This is a genomic window from Jeotgalibacillus proteolyticus (assembly GCF_002926065.1).
Lineage (GTDB): Bacteria > Bacillota > Bacilli > Bacillales > Jeotgalibacillaceae > Jeotgalibacillus > Jeotgalibacillus proteolyticus.
The window spans coordinates 529,473-550,104 of sequence record NZ_PREZ01000004.1 but is presented as its reverse complement, the minus strand read 5'-3'; the positions used below and the strand labels follow the sequence as shown (position 1 = coordinate 550,104).

Sequence of the window (20,632 nt, the reverse complement as noted above, 5' to 3'; positions counted from 1 at the left end):
CCTATGTTTTATCGAATTGAAAAACTTGAAAATCGAATAAATGAAATAGACCGGCTGCGCTACCGGAAACAGGAGCAAATCAGCCATTTTCATACGTACAGCCCAAAAGAGGGAGAAGAAAATCAGCTGCCGGCAGCCTTTTCAGATGAGAAGCTATCGGTTAACGACACCTGGTCAGGAAGAGACCGATATCTCTGGTTGAATTGTACACTTGAGATCCCGGAGCAATGGAAGGAAAAAAAGACGGTTCTTTTCCTGGATTTAGGAAGAACAGGCGGCGGGAACAATTCAGGCTTTGAATCGTTAGTGTATGTGGATCAAAAACCCTTCCAGGGAGTCGATTCAAATCATAAAGAAGTAATTTTACCCCGCTCTACGCACGGACCAGTTGAGATCTCGATTCAATTATGGTCCGGATTAGAGGGCGGAGGCGTTCCTTCTAAACAGTTCTATCGATTAAAAGAAGCCTGGTTCGGCTATTTGGATGAAAGAGTAGACGAATTGTTTTTTAAATCAAAAGCCATTCTTGATTCGATTAAAAAACAGGACATGAATGACCCGAATCGTTCGATCATGCTATCCATTCTTAATGAGTCGCTTGAGCAAATCGATTGGTCATCTACCGGAAGCGATGCATTTTATGATTCCTTGTATCAGGCATTTGATAAGTTGAAAACCGAGCTTGGGAAGCTTAAAAAGCATGCGGATGTTACCGTTCATGCGATCGGTCATTCCCATATTGATCTTGCCTGGCTATGGAGAACGAAGCACACGAAGGAAAAAGCAAAACGGACCTTTTCAACTGTCCTGAGATTAATGGAGCTTTACCCTGATTATACGTATCTGCAAAGTCAGCCACAGCTATATGAATGGATAAAAGAAGAAGATCCGGACTTGTTTGAAGCGATTAAGCAAAAGGTGAAAGACGGTCAATGGGAAGTTGAAGGATCAATGTGGGTGGAGGCTGATTGCAATATTCCTTCAGGTGAATCATTTGTTCGTCAGCTGTTATACGGAAAGCAGTTTTTCCAAAAAGAATTTAATCAAAAAAATCGAACGCTTTGGCTGCCGGATGTATTCGGCTACAGCTGGTCGCTGCCCCAAATTCTCCGTAAGTCCGGAATTGATACCTTTATGACGACAAAAATCAGCTGGAATCAGTACAATCGCATGCCTCATGATACGTTTAACTGGAGAGGTATAGACGGGTCTGAGATTTTAACTCATTTTATTACAACACCTGAGCCGGGAAGAGCGGAGGATTCATGGTTCTATACGTATAATGGGTTAATTACAGCGGAGACTGTTAAAGGGATTTGGGAGAAATATAGAGATAAAGAGCTTAATAAAGATCTTCTATTAGCTTATGGATATGGAGACGGAGGCGGCGGTGTCAACCGGGAAATGATTGAAATGAAGCGTCAGTTTGATGAGATCCCAAGCATGCCAAAAGTCAAATCCACTAAGGCAGAGGATTATTTTAAAAAACTGCACGAAAACGTAGAAAGCTCAAATGAGTATGTGCACACCTGGGACGGGGAGCTTTATCTTGAGTATCATAGAGGGACCTATACGAGCCAGGCTAAGATGAAAGAAATGAATCGCAGGCTTGAATTTGCTTATCGGGAGGCAGAATGGCTGTCAGCCTGGAATAGTGTCATGCACGGCTGGAGCAGCTATCCTGCTGAGGTACTGAAAAAAGGATGGAAATTAGTGCTGCTGAACCAGTTTCACGATATCATCCCCGGCTCCTCGATCACAGAGGTTTATGAGGATGCTCACCGGGATTATGAAACAGCAGCCAGCATGAAGGATGAGGTTATTTCTGCTCAGGAGCATCACATCATTAAGGGGGAAGAGACCAGCTGGTCGTATTCGCATCCGCACCAGTACGAGACGCCTCAGCTCTTAGTGGTACCAGGAGGAAAGGATTCCCATGCCGGTCATTTTCAACTGGATGGCGAGGATTTAGTAAGCCAAAAACTGACGAATGGCGATCACCTCGTTTTAGTTAAAGAAACGAAGCCTTTTACCTATCAAACGATCAATGCTGTTGACCATGAAGATGACAAAGCTGAATCATTAAGCGAAATTAATTTGGAGAAGCGCATATGGGATACTCCGTATTACACGATTAGCTGGAATGAAAATGGTCAGCTGACAAGCATGTTTGATAAAGAAGAGAAGCGAGAAATAATTGAATCCGGAAAAGCTGGTAATGTGTTTAAACTATACGAGGACAAGCCGCTTGCCCATGACGCCTGGGACATTGATTTATTCTATCAGGAAAAATCTGCTTCTATTGATTTCTTAAAAGAGTGTACTATACTTGAAAATGGACCCCTGCAAACAACTGTAAGCTTAGTATGGAGTTCTCCTCAGGCGGAAATTGTTCAGCAGATTCATAGTTATTCTCACACAAAGCGAATTGATTTTGAAACAGATGTGACATGGACAGCGCGCCAGCAGCTTCTTAAGGTTGAATTCCCGGTAGCTATTCGTACGACAGAAGCCATCTATGATATACAGTTTGGCAATGTGAAACGGCCAAACCACTGGAATACATCATGGGACTTTGCACGATTTGAATCAGTCGGCCATAAATGGGCTGCACTAGCAGAACCTTATTACGGAATCAGTCTGATGAATAACAGCAAATACGGTTATTCGATTAAAGAGAATGTACTAGCACTATCCTTATTAAAAGGGGCGGTTCATCCCGATCCTTTAGCAGACATTGGATCCCATCATTTTGTTTACTCCATTTACCCATTTAGCGGGCAAACGAATAAACAGGATGTAGAGCGGGAGGTAACTTACCTGAATTCTCCGCTAAGGGTTGTAGCCGGCAGCGTCCATCCTGATTTTCAACAGTCACTATTTTCGCTATCAAGTAATCAGGTTATTCTTGATACGATTAAAAAAGCTGAAGAAAGAGACACCATTATCTTAAGGCTTCATGAAATGGAAGGTTCGCGTTGTGCCGTAGCCTTAAAGAGCGGGCTTAAGATAAAACAGTGGAGAGAAGTGAATCTCATGGAGGATGAAGTGATGACTGACTTCAGTGAGGGTGAGATGACTCTTGCTTTTGCTCCATATGAAATTAAGACAATTGAAATTGAGATAGATAGGTAAGAGGAGAACAGGGGCTATGAAAATTTAGTCTCTGTTTCTTTTACCTTTTACCGGGGAGTGATGAAATTGAAAGCGCTTCGCTATATTAAAAAAATAAGCCGCAGAATGTTTTATCGTGTATTTTTAACGTACTCCCTCATCATTTTTCTAACCATGTCTGCGTTATTTGTTTTTCTATCCGAATATTATTCTGATTTTATTGTTCAACGGGAGCTTGACAGGCATGAAACGCTCATCAACGAGATTAAGTCCGAGCTTCAGGAAAAGCATCAATTTGTAAATCAAGGGATTCGGCAGCTTTATTTGGAAGAGAGGCTCATTGAAGATCTGGCATTTGCCTTGCAGCATGATTACCAGGAGTACATCGGCTACCGGCTCGATAAATTTTCCTCAAGCGATTCCTTCGTGCCCTACAATTTTGATATTTACGTGAAGAACTATTTTTCCAGAGATCCTGAAGCGATTGCGCTGCAAATTCGAAATGAAAATTTAGGAACAGAATACGTCTATCTCTATGACCATAGCAGATGGAATCAAAGTAATCATTACAAGGAAGATCATGCGACAGAGTTTGATACGTATAATTCAGCACCTGTTGAGACATATCAGCCTCCTAAAGACATGTTTATCGTGGAAGAGCAAATCAATGATCCGGTTTCAATGGACCGGCTTGGAAAAGTAATGGTGTATTTCAGCTATGAAAATATTAACCGGCTATTATCCCTAAGAGACACACCGGCTCAAGGAACGATCTTTATTACTGATGAGCAGGGGAATTTATATTATTCCTATGGCAGTGTTTCTGAAAGTTTAATAGACGAATTAAATTATACTGTTGTCCAAAAGCAGGTAAAACGGGATGACCGTTATTATATTCAGTCCTCTATTGATCCTGCGAGCCAGCTTATGGTCACAGCTGTTATTCCGGAAAAAGAGATCGCCCAGCTGCTTACGTATAAAACAACGATTTTTTCCATCATTCTTGTATTAACAGTCGTTGCGATTGCTCTTCCTTATTTTTCACTGAGGGGTTATTCAAAGCGGGTTGATGAAATTCTTACGAAGATGAGAGACGTTCAGAACGGCAATTTGACAGCCAGAATCCATGCAACAAAAGTAGATGATGATCTGACGATTATTTCTCACACCTTTAATGAAACGCTGGATGAGCTGAATAACTATATTAACAAAGTTTATTTTTCAAAGCTGAAACAAACCGAAGCAGAGCTTGCTAATCTGCAGGCGCAAATTAATCCTCATTTTTTATATAACACACTTGAGGCGATCCGGATGAAATCCCTTGCTGAAGGTGGTAGAACATCCGCCAAAATGATCGTCCAGCTTGCTGAATTATTCCGTTATTCGTTAAAAAGTGCTGATGTGGTAACAGTGGAAGAAGAAATGAAGCATGCCCTTCAGTATATTGAATTATTTAAAATAAGATTTAAAAATCAGTTAAACAGCCATTTCGAGGTCGACGAAAAATATTATTCCTATTACCTGCCTCCATTTATCCTGCAGCCTTTAATTGAGAATTTTTTACTCCATGGATTCAAAAGGGGAAGCGAAGTAAACCAGGTGAACGTTACGATTTATGAAAAAGAGAATTCCCTTAAAATTGATATTGAGGATAATGGGAGTGGGATTGAAGGTGATAGACTAAATGGGATCAAAGAAAGACTTAAGCGCGGGGAAGGGTCTGAGAATTCCATTGGACTCGGAAATGTGAATCAGCGAATACGTTTAAAATACGGGGAACAATACGGAGTCAGCATTACGAGTACGCCAAATGTAAAGACTACTGTATCCGTAATGCTGCCACTGATAAGGGGGGTGGATTGACATGATCAGAGTCATGCTGGTAGACGATGAACCACTTATTTTAGAGGGGTTAACTTATATCATTGATTGGGAATCGATCGGCTTTGAGGTTGTGGCGACAGCTGAAAATGGGCTGGAAGCATTGGAAAAGTCGCGAAGCATCCAGTTTGATGTATTAATTACCGATATTAATATGCCCCAAATGACAGGGCTGGAGCTGATCGAGAAGATTAACCAGGAAAATGAGTCAATAAAGTCTATTATTCTATCAGGTTTTCAAGAGTTTGATCTTATTAAAAGGGGATTAAAGCTTGGAATTGAAAATTATCTTTTAAAACCGGTTAACGAAGATGAGTTTTTATCATCTCTTCTTCATGTAAAAGAGAAAATAGAACGTTCAACACTGGAAGAAGAGTCGGTTCTCATTCTTCGTGATCATTCTATTTGGCGCTGGTTAATGGGGAAAATGGATGATCAAGATTTCAAAGAAAGACTTTCCTTTTACCCGACAACGAAATTCCGGGCACCCATGCATCTTGGGCTATTAAAACTGGATTGGGAAGAGCAGACAGAGCATCTTTTGTACTCTCTTCAGGCAAAAATAGAACAGGAGACGAATGGAGTTGCCGTGATAACCCCGTCTGGTGATTTATTTTTAATCTGGTGTGAAGGTTCAGAGCAGGATTTTGAAAGGGAAAAAGAAGTCTTTGCTTCTCTTATCCAGCACGAGGCAGCCGGTAGAGAGCATGTGTATGTAATTAGCGGTACGGTAGATTCCTTTAAAGAAGTGCCTGCTGTCTACCGCTCATTGGAGATGGCCTGTGAGTTAAAGCTGCTCTTGCCGGATCAGGATCATTTGATGGCTGAACAAATGTATTTAAAATCCTCCCGTAAAAATGCAGATCAGGATATACAGATCCACAGGTATTTAAAGCCTGAATTAATGGAGCAGCTAGCCAACCAGGACTATGATTCGGTTAAACATTATTTAAAAGAAGTTTTTATTCAACTGGAGCAGAACAAAGAATTTTTCGTGATAAAAAGTGTATTGCTGGAGTTCTTTTTCCAGGTCAAGAATAAGTTCATGATTTCGCTGGAGTACACGCATTACATCCAAATGATTCATCAGATTCTTTATTTGCAGCAGGCAGAGGATGCATTAGGTATTATTGATCAATGCACAGATTTAATCGAACAGGATCGCACAGTTGAAGAGGAGAAAAGCCCAATTGTTCAAACGGTTCTTTCTTATATTCATAAAAATTACTCAGAGGATATGTCCTTAAAAACGTTAGGTCACACCTTTCACATTAATCCCATTTATTTAGGGCAGCTGTTTCAAAAAGAAGTGAAGAGTTCATTCACTAAATATCTTAATCAACTTAGGATCGACCGTGCTAAAAATCTGCTGTTAAACTCTTACGAAAAGGCTGGCCATATCGGAAAAAAAGTAGGCTACACCGATGCTACGTATTTTTATAAGCAGTTTAAAAAGTATGAAAAAGTTACGCCATCAGAATGGAGAAAAAAACATATGCAGGTGTAAAGGAAATCTCTTATCAGGAGGTTTCTTTTTTATTAGTAGATTGATAGAAGTGCTGTGTTTACAAAAGCTTTAAAAAATTGTATTTATTTTTACCATTAAATCTAAGATATCTCAACTATAAGAAATGTAAGGGTTTTCATATAATTGATGTAGGCAGTAAAAGGTTGAAAGGAGGCAGGCTATGAAGAAACTAAAACAATTTGGAAAGAATTTATATGATAACCGTATCTGGCTGCTAATGATTTTGCCGGGATTTATCTGGCTGATTGTTATGAAGTATATTCCAATGTTCGGTCAAATCATTGCATTTAAGGATTTTCGATTTCACCCGGATGGTTTTTTTGCAAGTGTTTTTCATAGTGAGTGGGTGGGGTTAGAGAACTTCCAATTTTTGTTCAGTACAAATGATGCATTTATTATTACACGAAACACGCTGCTATATAATATTGTTTTTATCGTAGTCGGACTCATTTTAGCAGTTGCAGTAGCCATCATATTAAGTGAATTAACTAAACAGAAGCTTGCAAAGGTATATCAAACAGGCATGCTGTTTCCTCATTTTTTATCATGGGTTGTCGTTAGTTACTTTGTTTTTGCCTTCTTGAGCATGGATAAAGGATTGTTTAACAATGTACTAGGGTTTTTTAATATAGACCCGGTAGCCTGGTATAACGAACCGGATTATTGGCCTTATTTTATTACCGTCATTAGCCAGTGGAAGGGTGTAGGGTTCAGCAGCATTGTTTACCTGGCTGCTATAGTAGGAATTGACCGCACCCACTATGAAGCCGCCATGATTGACGGGGCAAATAAATGGCAGCAAATCAGGCATGTAACGATTCCAATGATTATGCCACTGATCGTCATTTTAACCATCTTAAATATTGGCAGTATTTTCAGTGCGGATTTCGGTCTGTTCTATCAAATCCCGCGTGACTCAGGACCTCTATACTCTGTTACAAATGTTATTGATACATATGTTTATCGCGGTCTCATGACAATGGGAGATATCGGCATGAGTACGGCTGCCGGGTTATATCAGGCAACAGTTGGCTTCGTTTTAATCTTATTAACAAACTATATTGTAAGAAAAATAGATGAAGAAAATGCGTTATTCTAATTCATTTAGGACAAGGGGAGTGATGATATGGATAAACCAGCCGAGCTATTAGAGCGGGAGGAGAGCATGCCGAAAAGGATTCCCAGAAAAAAACGATACAATCCATATGGCTTCTCAGGTAAAACAAGTATTTTCATGCATGTCATGCTGGGGACCTTTGCCTTTCTCTGTATCTTTCCTTTTCTTTACGTCATTATCATCTCTTTATCGAACGAACAATCGTTAGCTGCCAATGGTTATCAGCTTATTCCTGAACAGTGGAGCTTTGAAGCCTATAAATATTTATGGCAAATGAGATCACAGGTCGTGCAGGCCTATGGAGTTACGATTCTCGTGACAGTGTTAGGTACCTTAATCAGTGTTTCCGTAATCGCCCTATATGCGTACGCGATTTCACGTAAACAATTCATATACCGTAAACAATTTACCTTTATCGCTTTTTTTACCATGCTGTTTAGCGGTGGAATGGTTCCTTTTTATATTGTAATGACTCAGTTTTTAGATTTGAAGAATTCGATATGGGCGTTAATTCTTCCGATGGCAGTCAACGCGTTTTACATTATTATTATGAGAACGTTTTTTATGAGAACAGTACCTGAAGCTATTCTGGAATCTGCCAGAATTGATGGGGCGGGGGAATTAAGAATCTTTTTAACGATTGTATTGCCTCTTTCGATCCCGGGTATTGCCACAATCGCTCTTTTTAGTACGCTGGCATACTGGAATGACTGGTTTAATGCATTGCTGTTTATCGATGATCCAAACCTGATTCCTCTGCAATCTCTTTTAATGAGAATTGAGAACAATATGGATTTTATTAAGCAAAATGCCATGCTGTCCAATCAAAACAGTGCTATTTTAAGTTCGATTCCACAGGATTCTGCAAGAATGGCGATGGTCGTTATCGCGACTCTGCCGATTGCTTTATCTTATCCGTTCTTCCAAAAGTATTTTGTTAAAGGCCTGACGATAGGCGGAGTAAAGGACTAATTTGTTCACTGAAGGAGCTTGCTTCTTTTTTGATAGATTAAAGATGAAATAAAGGGGATGTAAATGAAGAAGATTGGGTTATTATCACTTGTCTTTATGATGTTTGCAGGGGTACTGGCAGCTTGTAGCAGTGATGATTCAAGCGCTGATTCATCGGGGGATTCTACAGACGATCACGTTACATTAGTCTGGTATTTAATTGGTACTCCACAGCAGGATACTGAAATGGTGATGGAGGAAGTTAATAAGTATACGAAGGAAAAAATCAATACCTCCATTGACCTGAAGCTTCTTGACTGGGGTGAGTTTGGTGACAGAATGCAAGTAATCACTACTTCAGGCGAAGAATATGATATAGCATTCTCAAGCTCATGGGCTAACAATTATTCGTTAAACGCAAGACGCGGTGCTTTTGTTGGTTTGAACGATTTAATGGATGAGTACGGTAAAGAAATGAAAGAACTCATTGACCCTGCATTTCTTGAAGGAGCTCAAATTGACGGGGAGCTTTATGCAGTCCCTACAAATAAAGAAGTTGGCCAACAGGCTGTTCTATCTTTCAACAATGAGCTTGTTGAAAAACACGGTTTGGATCTTTCAACTGTAAACTCGATTGAAGATCTTGAGCCTCTATTGGCTGTTATTAAAGAAAATGAACCTGGTGTGACTCCGATTGCTACGTTTGATGCTCACCTGCCTTTTGACTCTGTTTTACAAGGGGAGCTTCCATTTGCTTTCCGTCTTGACGGCAACACAGATGAGGTCATTAATAAGTACGAAGAAGACATTACGATGGAAACGTTAAAAACGATGCATGAATACTACAAAAAAGGCTATATCGCACAGGATGCAGCAACAAGTACAGATTCATGGCCTCTGGAAACACCTAACTGGTTTGTTCGTAAGGAATTGTACCAGCCTTATGCAGAATCAGTTTGGTCAAGATCTGCAGGATATGAAATTGTAACCCGCCCATTGGAAGAACCACATATTTTTAATGGCTCAGTAACGGGTTCCATGCAGGCAATTTCAGCTACTTCCAAGCATCCGGAAAGAGCAATGATGTTTTTAAATCTTCTTAACTCTGACCCGTACCTAAGAAACCTGCTTGATAAAGGAATTGAAGGTACACATTATGAAGAAAATGAAGATGGAACCATCAAACACCTGCCAGCTCGAATTGACAACTTCAATATGCCTAGCTTTGCTATTGGGAATCAGTTCCTTCTTAAGCTTTATGAGGACGATCCTGAGGATAAGTGGGAGGCATTTGAAGAGTTTAATGCTAACTCTACCCCTTCCCCTGTACTAGGCTTTTACTTTGATTCAAATCCTGTACGTACCGAAATCGCAGCGCTTTCGAATGTAGCGAGTGAATTTTCACCTGCATTACTAAAGGGAGCTGTGGACCCGGAGGAGTACCTGCCTGCCTTTAATAAAAAATTAGAAGAAGCCGGTATGCAAAAAGTAATGGATGAGATTCAAAAACAGTATGATGAATGGAAAGAAAATCAATAATTGTTTTCAGGATTAGTTGGTAACGGAGGGGCGCTAAAAGGTTGAGAAGACCTTTTAGTTCCCCTCCATTTTTGTATTAATAAAAGTGAGAAGGGGAAGATCTTCATGTATACAGCAGGAATAGATCTTGGCGGTACAAGGGTTCGAGTCGGAGTAATAGATGAGCACTATAAGCTTCTACACTGGGAGGAAGCAGCTTCTGAGGTCGCAAAGGGACATGAATATACACTTGGAATTATCTTTGATATGCTGAATCGTGCCAGAGAAAAGTATCAATTTTCGCGAATCGGCATTTGTGCTCCAGGCCCGCTTGATCATAAAAAGGGGATTCTTTTAAACCCTCCTAATCTTATAAACTGGATTAATGTACCGGTTACCAGTTTAGTTGAAAATCAGTTTAAGCTGCCAGTGTATTTGTTAAATGATGCGAATGCAGCGGCTTTATCTGAGGCAAGCAGTGGATCTGGTGCAGACTACGAAAGTGTATGGTTTACAACTGTGAGTACTGGCGTTGGAAGCGGCTATGTTCATGACGGGCGATTAATTCAGGGAGCTTTCGGATGTGCCGGGGAAATCGGAAACATGATTATAAAGCCGGATGGACTTGTGCATTCAAACCTGAACCCTGGTGCACTTGAAGCGTATGCGAGCGGAACCGCTTTGTCGCAGGTCAGTAAAGAACAATTCGGCTGGCAGGGAGGAGCCCAGGAAGCGATTGAAAGAGCGATGCATGGAGAAAAAGAAGCTTTACATTTAATAAATGAAACCATGACGTATTTAGCAATTGGACTCGCGAATGTTGTACATACTGTAAACCCGGACGTTTTCGTCATGGGAGGAGGCGTTATGACAAACCATGCGTTTCTCCTGCCGATTTTGGAAGCTAAAACGAATGAGCGGGTTTATGAAAGTTTGAGGGGCACGTTTGATTTTAAGTATGCTATGCATGGGAAGGAATCGGGGGTGTTGGGGGCTGGGGTTTATGCTAGAAGCCAAATACTTGATGATTTATGAGTAAGGGGAGAAATTTATTTATGCTGGGATGAAAAGTGCACTATTTTGTGTGCTTTTTCTTTTATGGGAAAACAATAAAGTTTGATCGGCAGCAGGGTTCTTAATGATTTTGAGTTTTGGTTTTACAGCATTTTGGATTGTTTTTGATTTTAGCTCTGGAAGAGGGGATTCTCCCAATTATGCACCGTTTATCGCGGCATTAGTTGGATACAATGCAGGGGAAATCACCAGGATGAAAAAACTAAAAAGAGAAGTACCTGCTAGTTGATTGATAAACATCTTTCTGATAATGCGTCAGGCTACATTATTGTAACTCTCCAAAATTAGTTAGAGTAACTTGGATATAAATAATTGTGATTGTAGCCTTTAGTAAAAAGGCTACAATCATTTTTAATTTCTATAGGAGAAATGCTACAAGCGCCTTACAACGGCAAGTCTTTTCGCTTAAAGACGAGCATTCCAAAGAAGTAAAGAATAACCGCTAACAAGGCTAAGAGACTTAATTTCCACTCATAGCTATTATTTTGAATAATGGCGTTTGTGTCATAAAACGTGATAATCGTTGCGTTTTTCAGAAACTCCAGGCTATCACTCATTCCTGAAAGCAGATTAGCAGCAAAGAAAAACACCGATAGTCCTGCGCCAAGAGCAAGTGAATGACTGCTGCGGTTGAATAAGCACGAAGCGAAAAAAGTGATTCCGCTGATCGCCAGATGCAGAAGGAAGGAACCTGCTGTTAGAAGGAAGAATTCTTTAACCGGCAGTTCACCGGGCTGAACAAGCTCTGCGACTCCATACCCTGTCACAAAGATCAACCCGAACATGATCAAAAGTGAGGAAACAAGGTAAAGTGCGCTTGTAAAAGTATATTGATTCCTTGTAATAGGTGCTGACAGATGATAGGCCATGCTCCCTTTATCGACCTGATCTGCTACGAGTTTATTGCCGAAAATAATGGAATAGATAATAGCAAAGATGAGCGCGAAATTGCCGAAGTACTGATTTGAAACAAAGCTAATTAAGGTTGAGATGTCCCCTAAAGGATTAATGGGTGCATCCATGCTTGTTTGCGTAATTTCCTGCATCGTTTCCGGGGTGAAGATACTCATCACTATTCCGATCAACAGAGTAAGTGCCCCTGCGATAAGGAAAAAAAGATTCCTATTCGTTTTGATTAAATGGATAAATAACGGCTTATTAAACATGGTCATGATCCCCTTGCTTATAGAAATTCATAAAAGAATCCTCAAGTGAAACTTTCATTTCACGAATGGATAACACATCTTTTTTCCCCAAAGACCCTATGAGCTCATTAATCTGAAGGTCCTCAATTTCAACTAGTACAGCTAATGCTTCGCTTTGAATGTCGGTAATCGTAAATTCTTCCTTCTGAATAGCGTGAAAGTCCTGGAGACTGCGAAATGTTATTTTGTAGGTGGTTTTATCAAAATGTTTAAAGTCCTGTGAGTTCAATGCTGAAGTTAATCTCCCTTGTCTGATCATCGCAATGCGATCACAGGTACCTTCAATTTCCTCGAAGTGATGAGAAGACATAAGAATGCTTTTCCCTTTTTGTTTTTCCCGGTGTATTAGCGTAACAAAGACGGATTGCATGAGAGGGTCAAGACCTGTTGTCGGTTCATCAAGAATGAGAATTTTAGGATCGTGGATAAAAGCACAAACAATTCCAACTTTTTGCTTCATTCCCTTGGACATTCTTTTTATAAGAGGAGAGGGATCCAAATCAAACATCGTGATTAATTCCTGAGCCAACGTCATGTCTTTAAGACCGCGCATATTCGCCGCATGCTGTATAATCTGTGCTCCTGTCATATTTGCCGGAAACGCAATTTCTGCCGGTAAATACCCAAGATGCTGGTGTATTTCTTTTGATTGTTTCCAGGAATCCAGACCTAAAATGGTTGACGTTCCGCTTTGTGGTTTAGTGAATCCCAGCAGGTGGCGTATGGTTGTGGTTTTACCTGCACCATTAGGACCTAAAAATCCAAAAACCTCACCCTCTTCAATATGAAAGGAAACCCCAAAAATTCCTTTATTGTTGCCGTAATCCTTTGTTAGCCCCTGTATTTTTATTGCTGGCATGCTACATCCTCCGTTTCTTCTTTTAAAATCCTACAACATGTCGTATGATCTAAGTGTAAGATGACAATAAGGTATGATCAACCGACATTATGGCCTCTCCTGTCGGAAAATGGAGAGGCGATAGGAGGAATGACATGAAAAAGAATCCGCCAATCACTGAGCTAACGAAACAAAATTTAAACGATGCTTTTTGGGAACTCTATTGCACGAAGCGAATTGAAAAAATTACCATTAAGGAAATTACGATGAAAGCGGGCTATAACCGCTCTACTTTTTACGAATATTTTTCAGATGTATATGATGTGTTGGAGCAAATTGAAGATCAGCTGATTTCTAAGCTTCAGGAGCTGCCTCTAAAGCAGCTGTCACCTCAAACGGACTCATTTCCGCTTGAAGCGCTTGTAAAAATATTTTCAAAACACGGTCACGTTCTTGGGATCCTTCTTGGAGATCAAGGAGATCCGGCTTTTCAGGGAAAAATCAAAGCCAGCATGAGGCCAATGATAAAAGAAGTACTCCTGGCACAGGGCGCAATAGATGACTTTGAACTGGAATATACACTGGAATATGCCCTATCAGCCATGATTGGAGTCTTAAGCTACTGGTTCGGTCAGGATGAAAAATCACCGTCGATTGAAGAACTGGTGAAGCTGCTGACCGAGCTTTCAGAGAGAGGGATTATAAAGAAATTAAAAGGGGAGGAGTGAGTGCTGGTTTTGAGGGTGGCTTGAATAAGGCATGTGGTATAATTGCGACGAAACAGAGGAAGAGATGTTTGTAGAGATCCTCTATAATGCTGATAGGAGCGCTAAACATGTTAATCCAATGTACAAAAAAGCTATTAACTGGATTAAAGGTTAAACCGATGCAGACGGAGATTTACGAGCCGCTGTTTTCCTGGCATGCCAATATTTTTACGATTAATCGCAGGAAGACGGTTGTTCTGGTGAATGACAGCAATCGGTATGTGATTGTTCTATATGGTTTAAAAGCGAAGGAACTTAAGAATATTGATCAATTAATTGTAGAAGCAATTGGTGAAGCTTTCCGAGGAGAGGGGATTAAGAAGGAGGTAATTGAGCGGTATCTTTCGGCGTCTCAGAGTTTTAGCTTTACAGGGACACAAGACAGGAGTTCTATTAGTAGAGTGAATAAAGCAATTGAGAGTGTGTATGTTTTTGATAGAGAGCTTTATGAGGCTTCGAATTTTCAGATTTCATTAAGCAAAAGGCTGAGCCGCATACTCGTTGGACGGGGAAAAGGGAAGAGTGGCTACACCCATCCCAATAAGGATTTATATCGCGACCTGGAGGAGTTTACAGGAGGCCCCGTGTTTAATTCTGAGGCGGTCATTGTTCGTGTATCGCTTGAGCTTGGTAATCACTCCATTTGGCGCAGAATAGCAATTCCAACGTACTTATCTTTCCCAGAGCTGCACGAAACGCTGCAGATTATTTTTGACTGGAGCGACTCCCATCTTCACGAGTTTTATCTATTTCCCGGTCAGCCGTTTAATCCTCAAGGACTGAGCGGCAAGAAAGATCAGAAGGATGTTGTCAAACTAGTCTCTCATGAAGAATCACTAAGCTTTCAATCCAGGATTCCTATGAAGCTTGAAAAAGGTGAGAAGCTCTCAGACTACCTCCCTGGTGAAATGCTGTACATTTATGATCTTGGCGACAGCTGGCAGCACCGGATAGTGGTTGAGGAAACGATTGATGATTATGATGTGAATTATCCTATCTGTCTCGCAGGGGAAGGCGAAAGACCGCCTGAAGACGTTGGTGGTGAAGGTGGATATGAGGAATTTCTGAAGGTGATGGCTGATCCCACGCATTCCGATTATGAGCATCTGAAGGATTGGAGCGAGGACCAGTTCATTGATGAGTTTGATCTTGAGATGGTTAATCGGGGATTGATGTATTTATAGGGATTTTGAAGAAAGCTTTGCAGGTGGGTTTAGACTCTGCAAAGCTTTTTATTTGCTAAATTTTAGTTCTTTTTATCTTAAAAAGTAGGTTAAATGATAAAAAATAGATTGACCACCTCCTACTCCTGAACTATATTTAAATTTGTATGTAAAATGTATCCAGTATCAGGGGGAGTTTGGGAAATGAACGGAGCAATTAAGTCTGAGCGTGAGACGGTCTATTTTATTTTAAGCGCCATTTTTAGTGGAATTATTTATCTTATTGCAGCTATTTCAATTATAGGGATCGGCATTGCGCTTGCGGTATTCGCTGTCGTGTTATTTATGAATGCGATGATGCTTGGGTCCATTCGCGGGAATGGGGTCAGGATTAGTGAGAAGCAGTTTCCGGATGTGTATGCACGAGTGACGGAGTTATCGGAGCAGATGGGCTTGAAAGCCGTTCCGGATATGTTTGTAATTCAGTCGGAAGGCGCGCTAAATGCCTTTGCGACACGTTTTTTCGGGCGGAATATGGTTGTTTTGTATTCGGAAGTTTTTGAGTTAGCGAGACAGGAAGGGCAGGATGAGCTGGATTTTATTATTGCGCATGAGCTTTCTCATATAAAACGGCGCCATGTTTGGAAAAACATCCTCGTTATGCCAGCACAGTTTATTCCGTTTTTAGCTCAGGCCTACAGCCGGTCGTGTGAGTATACCTGTGACCGCGAAGCAGCTTACACGATTCAAAACGTAACGGCTGCAAAACGGGCGCTAACGATTTTAGGCATTGGAAAGTTAACCGCAAATGAAGTAAGTGAGGATGCTTATTTGGAACAGATTCACTCTGAATCGAATGGAGCAGTTTGGCTGAGTGAGGTCCTATCCACGCACCCGCGTCTACCAAAGCGTATTCAATCGGTAGGGCAGTTTATGAGTCCGGAAACGACGCCGTTGTATCAACCGAATAATGGGAAAATTGCGCTTGGAGCAGGGTTGTTGTTAGGTGGAATGTTTGCGGCTTATATTGCGGTGATTTTGACGTTTTCAGTGGGGGGAGCGGTGTTTGCTTCGTTTTTGCCAGATGATTTTTTTGAAATAAGTAATCCTCCATTAATTGAAGCAGTTGCCGAGGGTGATCGGGAAGCTGTTCAGGAACTGATTGATGAGGGGGCAGACTTAGAAGAGACGGATGAATTTGGCTCAACAGCCCTAATGTTTACTACTTATTATGGTGACGTAGAAATGACACGCCTTTTATTGGACGCAGGTGCTGATCCGAATGCTGAGGATGAATACGATACTGTCCTTACCTCAGCCATCAATAACGGATCCTATGATATTGCTTTGCTATTATATGAATATGGAGCGCTTCCTGACTATGAAAACGAATACGGTGAAAGTGGATTTAGTCTTTTAGGGGTAACGAATGAGACCAACTTTGTGAGGGAACTGGAGTCCATGCAATAAGGGTTGATAACTATAAAGAAGAGCCGCTTGTGTCTGTTGCCCAAGCGGCTCTTTTTCTTTTTTCTAAACTGGTCCCCACCCAATAAATACAGCAAAAACCAGCATTGATACAGCAATTACTGTCCAAATGAGCAGCAAAGGAAACATCCATTTTGCCCATTTGATCCAGGAAACACCTGCGACAGCTAAGCTTGCCATAAGCGGTCCTGAGGTTGGGAAGATGCTGTTGGTGAAGCCGTCTCCAAACTGGTAGGCCTGAACTGCGATCTGGCGGTTAATGCCGATCATATCTGAAAGCGGCGACAGAATCGGCATTGCGATCATTGCCTGGCCGCTGCCGGATGGAATTAAAAAGTTCATGATACCATTGGCTACAAACATGCCAAGCGTTGCGAAAACCGGTGATAAATTTTCAAGCGGAACAGATAGCGCCTGGACGAAGGAATCAAGGATAGATGCGTCTTCCATGACGATTAAGATCGCACGAGCCACGCCAATAATTAATGCACCGTATACAAGCTTCTGACATCCCTCTAAAAATGTAATGGCAACTTTGTTGTAGTTCATCCCGGCAATCACACCTGATACAAGACCGATAATGATAAAGAAGGCGGCCATATGATCAACCGTCCATTCATATTGAATGGTGGCAAAGATGAAAAAGGAGAGCATTAACCCGACGAATGACAGAATGATTTTATGACGTTTGGTGAAAGGTGCCTTAAGGTCTTCGTTTTGGGAAGAACCTTCATCAAGTACGCCAATGAGACTTTTGGATGGATCGTTTAATATTTTTTTCGCATAGATCCAGGTGTACCAGATCGTAGCACCGACAATAATGACAAAGGCAATGACACGAAGCAGCATACCGGAAAACAGTGGCACTCCTGCGATCGATTGTGCGATTCCAACGGTGTAGGGATTTAAAAACCCTACATTAAAACCGGCAAATGTTGCACCAAATGTGATGGCAACAGCGACAATGGCATCAAGCTTAAGCGCTCGTGCGATAATGACACCAATAGCTACAAAGGGAATGACTGAATTGGCGACAGCACCTACCGCTCCTCCAAGAGCAAATAACAGGGAAACGAATGCGATCAAGTAGAACTCTTTTCCTTTTGTTTTATTGACTGCGCGTAAGATCCCGCCTTTAATCGCTCCGGACCGTTCAATCACTTCAAACGCGCCTCCTGCAAACAATACAAGAAAAATCAGTCCGCCAGACTCCACCATCCCAAACTGAAGGGCAAGAAAAATATCCATAAGCCCTGTCGGATTCCCGCTTACTTCACTATACGTCCCCGGCACAACCCTTTCGACCCCGTCAACCATCTCCCGGTCAAAGGATCCAGCCGGCACAAAGTAGGTAGCAATAACTGCGATCAGCAGAACAAGAAACAAAATTACATATGTATCAGGCATTTCCCATTTTTTCTTTTTTGGTGTGTTTTCCTCGATTTGTGAACTCATCTTGTTATAGGCCTCCATGTGGTTGATTTTCTATATTCGTGTGAACCTCCAATCTTATTCGTTTTCAATATGTAATAAATAATGTTGCCTATTATATAACTCATATAATATTTTTGCAAAATTTAAAATATATTGTCAGATTGAGTAGGGGGGGACAAACCGGGGAGTGACAGGCACTTGTCGAATGCGTCGACAAAAATCGGGTAGTGACAGGCACTTGTCGAAGAGGAACATGTCTATTTTAAACAACATAACATTATAACGTTATGTTTACAGAAAATTCATACTATGTTATCTTTTTATTTATAGGTTTGATAGGTAAGTAGATGGCTGATTGGAAAAGGTGAAGAGAAATGGAAGAACGTATAGTTTTGAGAAATGTAAAAAAGGTCGATGGTGAAGTGGTTGATCTTGTTATAGAGCAAGGCAACATTGTTGGGATCACTGTGCCTGGAGAAGGGCGAGGCGAGATAAGGGATTGCACGGGGCTGTTTGTTTCAAGTGGATGGATTGATCTGCATGTTCATGCGTTCCCGGAGTTTAAACCGTATGGCGATGATATTGATGAGATTGGGGTTAAGCAGGGGGTAACAACGATTGTTGATGCGGGGAGCACTGGTGCTAACCGGATTTCGGAGCTGGCTGCCAGGGGGAAAGAAGCGAAAACAAATGTCTTTGCTTTTTTGAATATATCCAAAATCGGTCTTGAGAGAATTGATGAGCTTTCCAGGCTGGAATGGATCGATCAACAGGCTGTGATAGAGGCTGTTCAAGCCAACGATGAGATCATTGTAGGGTTAAAAGCACGCATCAGCCAATCGGTGGTTAAGGAGAATGGACTTGAACCACTTCGCATCGCACAGGAGCTTTCAGCTAAGACACAAAAGCCGCTAATGGTTCATATCGGTTCAGCTCCCCCGAAAATAGAGGATGTGATTCCACTTTTAAAAGGAGGAGACGTCATCACTCATTATTTAAATGGGAAAGAAAACAAGCTTTTTGATCAGGAAGGAAAACCTCTGCAGGTTTTACAGGAGGCAATCTCTAGAGGGGTTCAGTTGGATGTTGGGCATGGAACGGCCAGTTTCTCATTCAAGGTCGCAGAAGGAGCAAAGGAGTCAGGTGTCAGGTTCAATACCATCAGCACGGACATTTATAAAGATAATCGGCTGAACGGTCCGGTTTATGGAATGGCAAATCTTTTAACGAAGTTTCTTTCACTGGGTTATTCACTAGAGGAAGTAATCGAAGGTGTTACGGTCAACGCAGCTGATTGGCTGCAAAAGCCGGAGCTTGGACGTATCAAAATTGGTGAAAAAGCTAATTTGACGCTGTTTTCAATAAAGAATGACCCAATCGTCTTAAAGGATTCATACGGAAATGAGAAGAGGTCAAATACAAGAATTAAAGCAGAGGGGGTAGTTGTAAATGGCGAATACATTGAGTGCTAAATACGGTTTAAAGCGTGTGATCAATGCGAGCGGCAGGATGACGATTCTTGGGACCTCCACTTCCACTGATGGCGTGATGGAGGCAATGAAGCAGGGTGGACAAAATTATGTGGAGATCGCAGATTTAGTTGATAAAGCGGGACAATACATAGCGAATCTTCTGGGCGCCGAATCGGCAATTGCTGTTAATTCCGCATCAAGCGGCATTACTTTATCCATTGCTGCACTCGTCACAAAGGGTGACAGACGCAAAAGTGAAAGACTTCATCAGGAAGAACTTGTGAATAACGAGATTATTTTGCTGAAGGGCCATAATGTGCAGTACGGAGCACCTGTTGAGACCATGATTTATTTGGGTGGCGGAAAGCTGATAGAGGCAGGCTACGCAAATGAAGGGAAAGCAGAGCATATTGAAAGTGCAATTTCAGAAAAAACGGCGGCGATTATGTATGTGAAATCCCATCATGCTGTACAGAAAAATATGATTCCAATTGAAGAAGCATGGGAAGTGGCACAGCGGAATAATGTTCCGTTTATCGTTGACGCAGCGGCAGAAGAAGACCTTAAAAAATACATTATGTATTCCGACCTGGCAATTTACAGTGGTGGGAAAGCAATAGAAGGCCCAACATCAGGAATTGTTGCCGGTAAAAAAGAGTATATCGACTGGCTGAAGGTTCAAATGCATTGCATTGGCAGAAGCATGAAGGTCGGGAAAGAAACGACATTTGGCTTGCTGCAGGCATTGGATGAGTACTTTGTAAAAGAAGATACGAGTGATCAGGAAAAAGAATCACTGCAAGGCTTGCTTGCTCTTAGTGAACTGGATGGAGTCACTGTCAAAATTGTGCAGGATGAAGCGGGACGCAAAATCTTCCGTGCAAGAATCCTAATTGAAGAGGACCGCTGCAACCAGAATGCCAAACAGACAGCAGAAGCTTTGAAAAATGGAGACATCGCCATTTACACACGAGACTACGGTGTCCGTGAAGGTTTTTTTGATATAGATCCTAGACCACTCAATGGCGATGATATAGAAGTAATTGAATCTCGAATACGCGAAATATTGGGAGGGAACTAAA

General features: G+C 41.4%; 16 protein-coding genes. 13 read left to right on the top strand and 3 right to left on the bottom strand.

Features of this window, described 5'->3' with window-relative positions; genetic code table 11:
* Positions 1–3: 3 nt before the first annotated feature.
* From C4B60_RS12915 to C4B60_RS21485, 8 genes are all read left to right on the top strand, one after another.
* Entirely contained in the window at positions 4–3,135 is a 3,132-nt protein-coding gene (locus C4B60_RS12915; protein WP_104058416.1) for an alpha-mannosidase, read from the top strand.
* Positions 3,136–3,201: 66 nt separating this feature from the next.
* The gene (locus C4B60_RS12910) at positions 3,202–4,977 is read left to right on the top strand and encodes a sensor histidine kinase (protein ID WP_167578657.1); all 1,776 of its coding nucleotides are present in this window, start codon (positions 3,202–3,204) and stop codon (positions 4,975–4,977) included.
* A gap of 1 nt (position 4,978) precedes the next feature.
* Entirely contained in the window at positions 4,979–6,502 is a 1,524-nt protein-coding gene (locus tag C4B60_RS12905) for a response regulator transcription factor (RefSeq protein ID WP_104058414.1), read from the top strand.
* 181 nt (positions 6,503–6,683) lie between these two features.
* A complete protein-coding gene (locus C4B60_RS12900; protein ID WP_104058413.1) occupies positions 6,684–7,622 on the top strand; it encodes an ABC transporter permease in 939 nt (312 codons plus the stop codon).
* Positions 7,623–7,688: 66 nt separating this feature from the next.
* Positions 7,689–8,612, top strand: a complete 924-nt coding sequence (locus C4B60_RS12895) for a carbohydrate ABC transporter permease (RefSeq protein ID WP_104058476.1) — start codon at positions 7,689–7,691, stop codon at positions 8,610–8,612.
* A 63-nt stretch (positions 8,613–8,675) separates the two neighbouring features.
* The gene (locus C4B60_RS12890) at positions 8,676–10,130 is read left to right on the top strand and encodes an ABC transporter substrate-binding protein (protein ID WP_104058412.1); all 1,455 of its coding nucleotides are present in this window, start codon (positions 8,676–8,678) and stop codon (positions 10,128–10,130) included.
* Positions 10,131–10,235: 105 nt separating this feature from the next.
* A complete protein-coding gene (locus C4B60_RS12885; RefSeq protein WP_104058411.1) occupies positions 10,236–11,144 on the top strand; it encodes an ROK family protein in 909 nt (302 codons plus the stop codon).
* A 103-nt stretch (positions 11,145–11,247) separates the two neighbouring features.
* On the top strand, positions 11,248–11,412 hold the full coding sequence (locus C4B60_RS21485) for a hypothetical protein (protein ID WP_167578656.1): 165 nt from the start codon (positions 11,248–11,250) through the stop codon (positions 11,410–11,412).
* A gap of 154 nt (positions 11,413–11,566) precedes the next feature.
* Here C4B60_RS21485 and C4B60_RS12880 read toward each other — a convergent pair whose 3' ends face one another.
* Together C4B60_RS12880 and C4B60_RS12875 are read right to left on the bottom strand one after the other, a co-directional pair.
* Complete coding sequence (locus tag C4B60_RS12880; protein ID WP_167578655.1) at positions 11,567–12,349, bottom strand: ABC transporter permease subunit; 783 nt, start codon at positions 12,347–12,349, stop codon at positions 11,567–11,569.
* Positions 12,342–13,247, bottom strand: a complete 906-nt coding sequence (locus C4B60_RS12875; protein WP_104058409.1) for an ABC transporter ATP-binding protein — start codon at positions 13,245–13,247, stop codon at positions 12,342–12,344. Before C4B60_RS12875 ends, C4B60_RS12880 begins: the two co-directional genes overlap by 8 nt.
* Positions 13,248–13,381: 134 nt before the next feature.
* Between C4B60_RS12875 and C4B60_RS12870 the strand changes: the two genes are divergently transcribed.
* The 3 genes from C4B60_RS12870 to C4B60_RS12860 all read left to right on the top strand — a co-directional run bounded on the left by C4B60_RS12870 (position 13,382) and on the right by C4B60_RS12860 (position 16,626).
* Positions 13,382–13,954 (top strand): TetR/AcrR family transcriptional regulator, encoded by a 573-nt coding sequence (locus C4B60_RS12870; RefSeq protein WP_104058408.1) that lies wholly within the window; start codon positions 13,382–13,384, stop codon positions 13,952–13,954.
* A gap of 107 nt (positions 13,955–14,061) precedes the next feature.
* Positions 14,062–15,177, top strand: coding sequence for a plasmid pRiA4b ORF-3 family protein (locus C4B60_RS12865; protein ID WP_167578654.1), 1,116 nt, complete (start codon positions 14,062–14,064; stop codon positions 15,175–15,177).
* 183 nt (positions 15,178–15,360) lie between these two features.
* Positions 15,361–16,626: a M48 family metallopeptidase gene (locus C4B60_RS12860; protein WP_104058406.1), complete on the top strand. Its 1,266-nt coding sequence runs from the start codon at positions 15,361–15,363 to the stop codon at positions 16,624–16,626.
* 63 nt (positions 16,627–16,689) lie between these two features.
* Here C4B60_RS12860 and C4B60_RS12855 read toward each other — a convergent pair whose 3' ends face one another.
* Positions 16,690–18,099: a YfcC family protein gene (locus C4B60_RS12855; RefSeq protein ID WP_104058405.1), complete on the bottom strand. Its 1,410-nt coding sequence runs from the start codon at positions 18,097–18,099 to the stop codon at positions 16,690–16,692.
* Positions 18,100–18,452: 353 nt separating this feature from the next.
* Here C4B60_RS12855 and C4B60_RS12850 point away from each other — a divergent pair, with 353 nt between their 5' ends.
* Together C4B60_RS12850 and C4B60_RS12845 are read left to right on the top strand one after the other, a co-directional pair.
* The gene (locus tag C4B60_RS12850; RefSeq protein ID WP_104058404.1) at positions 18,453–19,550 is read left to right on the top strand and encodes an amidohydrolase/deacetylase family metallohydrolase; all 1,098 of its coding nucleotides are present in this window, start codon (positions 18,453–18,455) and stop codon (positions 19,548–19,550) included.
* Entirely contained in the window at positions 19,528–20,631 is a 1,104-nt protein-coding gene (locus C4B60_RS12845) for a DgaE family pyridoxal phosphate-dependent ammonia lyase (RefSeq protein ID WP_104058403.1), read from the top strand. The genes C4B60_RS12850 and C4B60_RS12845 overlap by 23 nt, the downstream gene beginning before the upstream one ends.
* Position 20,632 lies beyond the last annotated feature (1 nt).